At 48.6% G+C, this 9,736-nt stretch carries 10 protein-coding genes; 7 read left to right on the top strand and 3 right to left on the bottom strand.

Annotation, left to right across the window (positions count from 1 at the left end; genetic code table 11):
• Positions 1-149: 149 nt before the first annotated feature.
• From KDK13_RS16800 to KDK13_RS16780, 5 genes are all read left to right on the top strand, one after another.
• Positions 150-455, top strand: coding sequence for a GIY-YIG nuclease family protein (locus tag KDK13_RS16800; RefSeq protein WP_257286139.1), 306 nt, complete (start codon positions 150-152; stop codon positions 453-455).
• A gap of 201 nt (positions 456-656) precedes the next feature.
• Positions 657-2,372 carry an AMP-binding protein gene (locus KDK13_RS16795; protein WP_257286138.1) on the top strand — a complete coding sequence of 572 codons (1,716 nt, stop codon included), beginning with the start codon at positions 657-659 and terminating at the stop codon, positions 2,370-2,372.
• A 671-nt stretch (positions 2,373-3,043) separates the two neighbouring features.
• A complete protein-coding gene (locus tag KDK13_RS16790) occupies positions 3,044-3,475 on the top strand; it encodes a hypothetical protein (protein ID WP_257286137.1) in 432 nt (143 codons plus the stop codon).
• Positions 3,476-3,685: 210 nt separating this feature from the next.
• Positions 3,686-3,958 (top strand): hypothetical protein, encoded by a 273-nt coding sequence (locus tag KDK13_RS16785; protein WP_257286136.1) that lies wholly within the window; start codon positions 3,686-3,688, stop codon positions 3,956-3,958.
• Positions 3,959-4,410: 452 nt separating this feature from the next.
• Positions 4,411-4,851: a prepilin-type N-terminal cleavage/methylation domain-containing protein gene (locus KDK13_RS16780; RefSeq protein WP_306671170.1), complete on the top strand. Its 441-nt coding sequence runs from the start codon at positions 4,411-4,413 to the stop codon at positions 4,849-4,851.
• Positions 4,852-5,055: 204 nt separating this feature from the next.
• Here KDK13_RS16780 and KDK13_RS16775 read toward each other — a convergent pair whose 3' ends face one another.
• The 3 genes from KDK13_RS16775 to KDK13_RS16765 all read right to left on the bottom strand — a co-directional run bounded on the left by KDK13_RS16775 (position 5,056) and on the right by KDK13_RS16765 (position 8,697).
• Positions 5,056-6,759 (bottom strand): hypothetical protein, encoded by a 1,704-nt coding sequence (locus KDK13_RS16775; RefSeq protein WP_257286135.1) that lies wholly within the window; start codon positions 6,757-6,759, stop codon positions 5,056-5,058.
• Between the two features lie 44 nt (positions 6,760-6,803).
• A complete protein-coding gene (nadC, locus tag KDK13_RS16770; RefSeq protein ID WP_257286134.1) occupies positions 6,804-7,700 on the bottom strand; it encodes a carboxylating nicotinate-nucleotide diphosphorylase in 897 nt (298 codons plus the stop codon).
• Positions 7,701-7,779: 79 nt separating this feature from the next.
• On the bottom strand, positions 7,780-8,697 hold the full coding sequence (locus tag KDK13_RS16765) for a ketopantoate reductase family protein (RefSeq protein WP_257286133.1): 918 nt from the start codon (positions 8,695-8,697) through the stop codon (positions 7,780-7,782).
• 108 nt (positions 8,698-8,805) lie between these two features.
• On the opposite strand from KDK13_RS16765, the gene KDK13_RS16760 reads away from it, so the two are divergent.
• Positions 8,806-9,021 (top strand): dodecin, encoded by a 216-nt coding sequence (locus KDK13_RS16760; protein ID WP_252023228.1) that lies wholly within the window; start codon positions 8,806-8,808, stop codon positions 9,019-9,021.
• Between the two features lie 122 nt (positions 9,022-9,143).
• Positions 9,144-9,629: a YajQ family cyclic di-GMP-binding protein gene (locus tag KDK13_RS16755; protein ID WP_257286132.1), complete on the top strand. Its 486-nt coding sequence runs from the start codon at positions 9,144-9,146 to the stop codon at positions 9,627-9,629.
• Positions 9,630-9,736: the final 107 nt, after the last annotated feature.

The raw sequence follows: 9,736 nt of genomic DNA, 5'->3' as shown, positions 1-9,736 counted from the left end.
TACTGCGGTTGCGATAAATTGGTCTAAAAATTCCTGCTTCTTCGTCAAATAGCCCTGCTATTCTCCTCAGAATCAGAAATTTTTATCCTCAATTTCTCGCAATCCTCGCTACGGACGCTTAAGTCCGACAGGCTCTCAGGAGTCTGAGAATGTCAGATGGATGTTGGTCGGTTTACATAATTCTTGCCAGTGACAGTAGCCTGTATACGGGCATTACCACGGATATTGAACGGCGCTGGTACCAACATTGTGGTACTGCCGGGGGTGCCAGGTATTTCAGGGGACGAAAGCCACAACAGTTGGTCTATCTGGAAGGTGGTCATGACCGTTCATCGGCCAGCCAACGGGAAGCCGCCATCAAAAAGCTGACTCGCCCACAAAAGCTGAGTTTGCTCTCTTCTCCCGAAAATCGTTGTGACTGTTGGGCTGGTAAGCTGGTCAATACCAACCACTAACCCCTCATGATCAGAGTCTGACACGAAAGCCCGAAGAGCAATTCCCGAAGTCGGTCAATTCACATGCACATTCATAAGGCATAAAAGCCGACTCGTTGTCTGAGAGCTTTTTAGCACAAAAAGAAGCATAAACTATCATTTTTGGTTCAAGGTTGAACGTTTAGATAGTATGATTCACAAAAAAATAAGTATGAGGTGTTCATGGAAGCCAGCTTTTGGGATGGCAAGCGTGCCCCCGGTGTTACTGATCAAATTGATCTTGAAAAGTTCAGAAATCTGGGTGAAGTCATTGAACACTCAGTCCGCCAATACGTTGACCGGCCAGCCTATACCAGCCTGGGCAAAACGGTTTCCTTCAACGAAATAGACCAGCTCAGTACCCGGTTTGCTGCCTTTCTTCAGAACCATACGACACTGAAGCCCGGCGACAGTATTGCTATTCAGCTACCGAACCTTATTCAGTATCCCGTTGTCGTTTATGGCGCAATCAAGGCAGGCCTGGTCATTGTCAATACAAACCCGCTCTACACGGCCAGGGAGATGAAACACCAGTTTACTGACTCAGGTGCCAGGGCGCTGGTCTGCCTGAATGTTGTCGGCCACCTGGTAGAGGAAATCATTCAGGATACGCCAATCAAGCATATGATTGTCACTGAGTTGGCAGACCTGCTGCCCTGGCCGAAGAGGTCGCTGATTAATCTTGCCGTAAAGCACGTCAAGAAGATGGTTCCCGCTTATCAGTTGCCACAGGCGCTGAGTTTTACCCAGGCCATGAAACTGGGCGCAAAAGCGCAGTTCAGTAAACCCCTGCCAGCCAATCCTGATGATGTGGCCGTGCTGCAGTATACCGGTGGCACAACCGGTGTGGCCAAAGGCGCTATGCTGACTCAGCGTAACCTGGTCAGTAATGTCATGCAGACGGCCAGTATGTTGTCCCAGACCGACGATAATGGTGTGCCACTGGCAAAACCCGATGGCAATACGGCGGTTGCGCCCCTGCCGCTTTATCATATCTACGCTTTCACCGTGCACTTGATGACGTTCTTCCAGTTGGGTGGACACAGTATTCTGATTGCCAATCCACGGGATATGGATACCTTTGTCAAGTCCCTGAAGCCCCACAAGGTGAACATATTCATCGGCTTGAACACACTGTTTGTTGGTTTGATGAATCACCCGGAGTTTAAAGACCTCGACTTTTCCGAGCTGAAGTTGACCATGTCCGGTGGTACTGCCCTGCAGGCGGCGGTGGCCAACCGATGGCAAGGTATAACGGGATGTGCGATTTCCGAGGGGTATGGCCTCTCTGAAACATCACCCGTGGTATCCCTGAACCCTGCTGGCAGTTACTCAAAACTCGGTACTGTAGGTTTGCCCATGTCCAACACGGCGCTGAAGACCATCGATGATCAGGGGGATGAGCTGCCATTGGGAGAGCGTGGGGAGCTGTGTGTGAGAGGACCCCAGGTGATGAAAGGGTATTGGCAGCGTCCTGAGGCTACGGCAGAAGTGATTGATCATGACGGCTGGTTCAAAACCGGGGATGTCGCCATTATCGATGAGCAGGGTTATGTGAAAATCGTAGACCGGGTTAAGGATATGGTGCTGGTCTCAGGCTTTAACGTTTATCCCAACGAAGTTGAAGATATCGTCTCCAGGCATGAGAAAGTACAGAACTGTGCCGTTATTGGTGTACCCGATGAGAAAACCGGCGAGGCCGTCAAACTCTTTATTATTCCGGGAGACAAGAGCCTGACGGAGGAGGAGGTTAAAGAGTACTGTCGGCTGAACCTGACCGCTTATAAAGTTCCGAAGCAGGTGGAGTTCAGGGATGTTCTGCCAATGACGCCTGTCGGTAAAATCCTGAGGAAGGATCTTCGTGCCGAGGAAATGAAGAAGCGTGAAGCGGTTTCCTGATGTCAGGGCATCTTCAAAGCCTCAGTACTTTCTGAGGTTTTGAAATTAATCTGATTTTCAAACTGGCTTGATTTGATTACTCCCGTTATTTTTCTTTTACTATTGCCCTGGTTGTCTGGCGTGGTATTGTTTCGATCGCTTCAGTGTCAGCGATATCAGTATATCATCTTGATAAAGAGTATTTTCCCTAAAGTCGTTACAGCGATTTCTAACGAGTTTTTTTGGCGAATTTTTAAATATGAATTAAACTCAATAATTATGTTTTTCATGATGTAAGCGAGTGGCTGTTGTTTTTTCCTTTAAATGAGACTGAATTATCGTGTCGGCAGTGCCTTGACCCGTAATATGGCTTTATTTAATCTTCCCTGTTCTATGTTGCCGACTTCTTTAATTATTAACCATTGCTGGTTATTCAAACCATGTGATGAGGAACCAGACTCTTCGTATTACCCCTTATGATTCATGGCTTCGTCGTGAGGTAACAGTTCAATAGGTATAACGATGTCTGAAAAAAGCATTTTTTGAGAGGTGATGAGGCAATATGCTCGTTTTTTATCAATCATGCACGAGGTTTTTGGCTATTTACAGACAGAAGTCCCGGTGTTAAGTTTTTTATCCATTTCAAACCTTATTTTTAATTGATCCGTTGATTTACAAGATTGGTTCAAACAATGAATATTTTTGATGAAGCTCTCGGTGTTCTGAAGTCTAAAGTTCAGGTACGCAAGCTCTTTCATGATATGCACGCTGAAGATCTTCAGCGCGTCATCGGTCGCATTGAAGCCATTTACGAAGAAAAGTTGATGGTCCAAATGGAAGTTGAAGAGGAACAGGCCCGCAAGAAAGAGGCACTGGATGCGGTTGTCAAACAGATAAAAGCACTCGGGCTCTCGCTGGTTGATATTAAAGACCTGACCGATGATAAGAGCAGCAGTGGCCGTAAAGGAAAAACACGCCAGCGCTATTTGTTTCGTTACGAAGCCGTTGATGGTTCATCGGTAGATTGGGAAGGGGCGACAACAGGACGTATTCCAGCGGACTTCTCAGACTACCTTGAGCGAACCGGTAAGGATCGCAAAGCCTGTATCGTTTCTGAAATCTGATGGTTAATAAATAACTCAGAAAAAGCCCTGCAGGTCAGCAGGGCCTGATTGGTTTCTGTACTATCGTTTGTGCAGTGCAAGGTAGGCACCATGACCTTCTCAGGCGTTGTTGTTGGCTCCCTGGCATTGAAAAGAGCAATAGCCTGCTAAATGATCGCTGCAGGGGCCGATAACAACAGTTCCTTAAAAAACACATAAAGGACTGAAACAATGAAAGTAATGGCAGTTGCTGTAGCGGGAATGTTATTGGCCGGTGCTGTTCAGGCCGCTGATCAGGTGGAAGATATTCAAAGGCAGGGTATGGTTTGTTATTCAATGGGCCCGGTAAATTCCGAAAGACAATCCAGTGGACGGGGGATGGCTCCGGATCTTTCTGTTAATATTGCTCCGACTTTTTATATTACCAGTGACCGTGACTATGCAGCCTGTCGTGAAATGGCGGCGGAAAAGGGCGCTCACGTGATTATTGATCCGAATGCCTGATTTTTTTGTTTGGGTTGCAATGGCTCGAATACACAGAGCAAAATGATCTCTTTTCCTCGTTCCCGCCGTCCCCCGTGGGAACGCCTGGCCGAATCATTTTTTAATACACAGCGTCATTACTTTGGCTATCGGACGAATGGCAGGAAAAAATAGCTGATCTGTCAAAAGCAGCGTGGCAGGGAGTATTGCACGATAAGCGGTGTGGACAACTTCATTCTAAAAGAAGCCGTGTTTTTTCGGCTTTATTATTCCAATCAATGGGATATGTCGTATTCAGGGTGAACTAGATCTATGGGGAAATCTACCTGTATGGATTTGGGTTTATAAGTGGCCAGCCCGCCAACTTTACTGAACTCAACTATCCTGTTTAAAGAGCTGCAGGACGGTGCCGACAGATTGAGCAATGGACTTCAGCACGCTGTCATAGAAACACATTGGTCGAGGGAAATATTATGAAGACAAGGATGTCGGAAATCCGTAAGTCGTGGGGCTTTACCCTGATTGAATTGATGATCGTTGTGGCGATCATTGGTATTTTGGCTGCTGTTGCGATTCCGCAGTATCAGAACTACACACGTAATGCCCAGGTTTCTGCGGCCCTTACTGAAGCATCACCTTTTCGTACTGCTGTTGCAATTTGTGCTCAAACCAATGTATTAAGCGCCTGCACTGCCGCAAAAATCGGATTGACTACACCTAGCGGCGCAATAGCATATACAATCCCCAGCGGTACACCAACGATTACTATAACTCCGGGTGGGTCATTGGGTTCTGAAACTGTCGTGATTGAATCTGCAAATGGTTCGGACTGGGATATCTCCAGTTCTAGTGCAACAGGTGCCTCAATTGCGGCAACAGATGCTTATACTAAATGGTTGGCAGGCCTGAAATAGTAGTTTTCTTCGTTCCCACGCTTGGCGTGGGAACACTTGCTCCCAAAACATCAGAATCCCCGCCCAACAAATAACTTAAAAGCAATCCGCTACAAACCTCTTGTAATAAAACAGTTCAATACTCGGCCAGCCTCGATATACATTCACACGTAGAACCCTCAGCCCAAGAGCATGGGAACGAGGCTCTTGGAAGAAACTGTGCTTTCACCCAGTATCCGGACTACCAAGCTCATCCAGAAACTCAACCAGCCCTCTAACTTCCTTCCTGTTCACATAATCCTGCAAATCTTCCATCCGCCTACTGCCAATCGCAGTGCACTGATCCGAAAGCTGTCTGGATAGCAATCCCCGTATATCCGTTATACATCCTGCCAGCAGACGGGCAGTGCTTTTCCCAACGCCCGGAATACTGAGCGCACGGATCTGCTGCTCCAAAGCTTTTGGCCGCCGAATGGACTCAAGGTATTGCTGGATGTCTTGTTGATGCATACCAGCCGAGTGCAGTGAATGGGGTGTCAGCTGTAGAATATCGACGGGTGTGTGGATGATGCCTGCCTGAATCCACTGATAAATAACAGGCTTGCTCATTGCCGCAAGATCAAGCCCCTGCTTACCGGTTAGCCATATCAGGCGAGCGGCAAACTGTTGTTCACAACCCGGTGCCATAGTGAGGCAGGTAAAGGGCGTAAAACGGCTTGTATCCGGAGGTTCCGGGCTTACTCTGTTGGCAGGTCGAAACAGCACCTTACCAAAGATTGGTATGGCATTTCCTTTGAGTTTGATGCTGATATGATCCCCCACGGCAATCTCTTTCTTTTCCAGGTTCTGAACAGTGCCCAGTGACAGGGTTGAAATGGTCCTGTTTTTAAACCGTACGGGCTTAATATGAACCACGGGGGTGATATTACCGGTTCGCCCAACGGTAAATTCAATGGCTTGCACGGCTGATGTTGTGGTTTCTGGCGGAAACTTCCACCCCATGGCCCAGGCCGGTGTATTGCCTGCCTGGCCCAGCTGGTTCCTTAAGGTGTTGCTATCGGCTTTTATAACGATGCCATCCATCAAAAACAGTGGTTTTTTGATAGCTACGTAATGCTCAAGGCGTTGTTTGATGTCAGGGTAGGATGTGGTCCGGTGGGTATGCTCTAGGGGAAGAGGAAAGCCCATGCCCGCCAGGGCTTCTATTGACTGAAAATCGCTTGTAAAAGGGTTGTTGACCCACTGCCATGGGAAAAAATCAAAGTCTTTTATGGCTTCTGCTTCTGGATCTGAGCGATTGAGCTGACCGGCAACCAGGTGTCTGGCACTGGCATATTGCCCAAGAATTGCTGGAGAAATACGATCAAGCCGTGCAAATAGCTCCCCATGAAGAACGAGTTGGTTTTTTTCATCATTGCCCAGTGTCTCAGGAATCAGTGGCATTTGCCGGATATGATTCAGAATATCTACGCCAGCTTCACCATTTCCGCGGGTGGAAGCCTGGATTAACAGCCCGTTTTTGTAGACCAGCTCCACTGCAACACCGTCGATCTTCGGCTGTACCAGAACATCGCTGCCGGATATTTGCTGTAAAAAGTGTTTGATTGCTTCTTCAGACAGTCCTTTCTTCAAGCTGCCCATTGGAGCTTGATGGTGAATCGTGTATTTATTGTGAGGTGTCAGGGGTTTCTCAGTGGCGATGGAAGGGAAGCACGCCTGCCAGTGTTTCAGCCTGGTAACCAGGTCGTCGTATTCTCCATCGCTGATAATTGGGGCGTTCTGGTTAAAGTACAGTTGATCATGGTAAGCCACTTCATCCGATAGCCTGCTGATCTGCCCAGTGGCTTCTCCCTGATCCCACTGGGGGCAATCGTCTGCCCGGACTGTTAAAAGAAAGGTTATCCACAGGAATAATATTATTTTTCTCATGCTTCGATTAAAGCATGAAAAGCCCGGTAGTTCCCTTCTTGTATTCAAAGCTGCTCAACGATCCGCATTGACAGATCGACAGACTGGCAGTCTTTGGTCAGTGTGCCAATAGAGATAAAGTCGACCCCGGTTTCGGCAATGGGCACCAGGGTCTGATCATTAATACCACCGGATGCTTCCAGTTTCGGGGCTGTTCCGGGAAGTTCCCTGTTCAGCCGGACGGCTTCAGACAGCTGTGACAGTGGGAAGTTATCGAGCATAATGATGTCTGCTCCGGCCTCTCTGGCGATGTTGAACTCTTCCATGTTTTCCACTTCGATCTCAACCGGTTTGCCAGGAGCGATTTCACGAGCCTTAGCAACCGTCCGGGCAATGCCGCCACAGGCAGCAATATGGTTTTCCTTGATTAAAAAGGCATCAAAAAGCCCGGCTCGGTGATTGTGGCAGCCTCCGGCAGCGACCGCGTATTTCTGGGCGACCCGCAAACCGGGAAGGGTCTTGCGGGTATCCAGTAGCTTGACGTCGGTATTGCTGACCAGGTTAGCATAGTGCTGACAGCGGGTTGCGGTGCCGGAGAGGGTCTGCAGGAAGTTCATCGCAGCCCTTTCGCCGGTGAGAAGGCTGCGGGCAGAACCTTTGAGAACCACGACTACCTGGTTCGGCTCAACCCGATCACCTTCTTCTATATGCCACTCCAGCTGGACATTGGGATCAATCTGGTGAAAAACCTCGTCAAACCAGGGGCGTCCGCAGATGATGGCATGGTCACGACAGATAATCCTGGCGATAGATTGCCGGGTTTCTGGAATCAGGGAAGCGGTAATGTCTCCGAAGCCAATATCTTCAGCCAATGCCTGACGAACATTGGTTTCGACGGCGCGGTGTATCTGGTCTCTCAGGACCGGGCTCAGGTTTTCAGGCAGCGTACAGGATACTTTCATGGTCATTTACTGACTTGTTTGCAATGTTCTTTGGTGAGGATTATATACCGAAAGGAGAAGCCATTGCAGGCTGTTGGGACTATCTGACCCCGGCAGCGCCCAGCTGATTCATCAACTGGTGATGGCCGTCGACGGTGACCCCAAGGGTGTTTGCCTGTTGGATCAGAAAACCGTTGATAAAAGAGAGTTCCGTGACCCTTCCCCTGCGTGCGTCCTGACAGGTTGATGACCGGTTACGGGCTGTGCTCTGGCAGACTCCATGCACTTTTTCTCTGAGTGAGGTTGCCGGGATGTCCAGTGCAGTGAGAACGGCGCAGGTCTCGACAATCAATCGATCCAGCCAGGCCTGCTTGTCGCCATTATCCAGCAGCTCCCCATTACGGCAGTTGAACAATGCGGTGAGGCCGTTGATACAACTGTTAATGGCCAGCTTCTCCCATAACTTCTGCTCGATGGTATCGCACTGACTGACCTTTAATCTGAAATTGTCGCATAGGTCATGAAAGCCCTGTTCGGATTGCTCGTTACTCCTGAGTGGGCCAATCCAGGTCTGCCCCTGACCCGCATGGCATACTTCAAAGGGGGCTGACAGGTAAGCACCATCGGTACTGGAACCTGCCCAAATCCTGTGCATAGGCAAAGCATCCCTGATGGTCTGCTGACTCCCCATGCCATTGTGCAGCAACAGTATCTGGCTGTTTTCCGCCAGATGTGGCTTTACGCTGTTCAGTGCGGACAGTGAGTCCTGAGCCTTGGTACAGACAATCAGCCGGTTAATGGGACTGTCGATGGTTTCCGGCGAGACGGCATCGACATCAAAAAGGAAGGTCTGGTCTGGTGTTGATAGTTTCAGTGGAATGCGCTTCTGTTCAAGTTGCTGATAGCTGCTTTCCCTCAGGATCAGGCGAGGGGTTTCCCCTTTGTGGCAAAGGCTGGTGGCCCAAAGGCAGCCAATGCTGCCTGCGCCCAAAATATGCCAGGTATCATTCTGTATCAATGTATGAATTCCATCAGCGGATGAAGAAATGCCGAGTCTACCATTTGCTGCCTATACTCAGACAGCTGGTGCTTTACAGCTTTTTTAAACAAACGTGGGAGATAGACAATGAGCCATACCTATAAAATGACTGAACTGGTTGGCAGTTCAACGGTCAGTAGTGATGACGCGATTCAAAATGCCATTGCTGCTGCTGGCATGACCCTGGAACATATGGGTTGGTTTGAAGTGGTGGAGCAGCGGGGCCATATCGAGAATGGCAAGATCGCCCATTGGCAGGTGACGGTAAAAATTGGCTTCAGGCTCAAGGGCAAAGATCAGTAGTTGCCGTTAAAACCATCAGGTCCGGCCTATTCATATTGATGTTCTCCATGGCCTTTCGAACACAATCATGGATACAATAGTTGCTAATTGTTTCTTTCGATTTTCCAAGGAGATCATCCGCCATGCCTTCATTTGACATTGTCTCTGAAGTGGATATGCATGAGCTGGCCAACGCTGTTGACCAGGCAAACCGTGAACTGACTACCCGTTTTGACTTTCGGGGTGTTGATGCCAGCTTTGAAAAAAGTGGTGACAAACAGATCGTTCTGACCACCGATGCCGACTTTCAGCTGGTGCAAATGGTAGAAATGTTGAAAACCAAGATGGTCAAGCGGGGTATTGATGTTAAATGCCTAGAAGTAAAGGATCACTACGGTTCCGGAAAACAGGTCAAGCAGGAAGTGGTTGTTCGACAGGGGCTGGATAAGGAGGTTGCCAAAAAGATCGTGAAAATGATCAAGGATGCCAAGCTTAAGGTGCAGGCCGCTATCCAGGGCGATCAGGTTCGGGTGACCGGTAAGAAAAGGGACGATTTGCAGACCGTGATTGCCTTTTTGCGGGAAGCTGATCTGGACATGCCGCTGCAGTACAATAATTTCAGAGATTGATTGCTTGTGCTGCAGAAAATGTGGCACATAAAGCCGTTTTCATTTCAGGGTGAAAACGGTTTTTTATTTCTCAGGTAAGCTGATATCTTCTTTCTAAAATACAATAT

It is taken from the genome of Endozoicomonas sp. SESOKO1 (assembly GCF_024606265.1).
Lineage (GTDB): Bacteria > Pseudomonadota > Gammaproteobacteria > Pseudomonadales > Endozoicomonadaceae > Endozoicomonas.
Note: the sequence above shows the minus strand (reverse complement) of the source record. Positions and strands in the feature narration are given on the sequence as shown.

Bases quoted from the DNA above. Each gene is read 5' to 3' on its own strand.
- KDK13_RS16775 (WP_257286135.1), bottom strand. From the start codon at position 6,759: ATGAGAAAAATAATATTATTCCTGTGGATAACCTTTCTTTTAACAGTC.
- KDK13_RS16795 (WP_257286138.1), top strand. From the start codon at position 657: ATGGAAGCCAGCTTTTGGGATGGCAAGCGTGCCCCCGGTGTTACTGAT.
- KDK13_RS16790 (WP_257286137.1), top strand. From the start codon at position 3,044: ATGAATATTTTTGATGAAGCTCTCGGTGTTCTGAAGTCTAAAGTTCAG.
- KDK13_RS16780 (WP_306671170.1), top strand. From the start codon at position 4,411: ATGAAGACAAGGATGTCGGAAATCCGTAAGTCGTGGGGCTTTACCCTG.
- KDK13_RS16760 (WP_252023228.1), top strand. From the start codon at position 8,806: ATGAGCCATACCTATAAAATGACTGAACTGGTTGGCAGTTCAACGGTC.
- KDK13_RS16755 (WP_257286132.1), top strand. From the start codon at position 9,144: ATGCCTTCATTTGACATTGTCTCTGAAGTGGATATGCATGAGCTGGCC.
- KDK13_RS16800 (WP_257286139.1), top strand. From the start codon at position 150: ATGTCAGATGGATGTTGGTCGGTTTACATAATTCTTGCCAGTGACAGT.
- nadC (WP_257286134.1), bottom strand. From the start codon at position 7,700: ATGAAAGTATCCTGTACGCTGCCTGAAAACCTGAGCCCGGTCCTGAGA.
- KDK13_RS16785 (WP_257286136.1), top strand. From the start codon at position 3,686: ATGAAAGTAATGGCAGTTGCTGTAGCGGGAATGTTATTGGCCGGTGCT.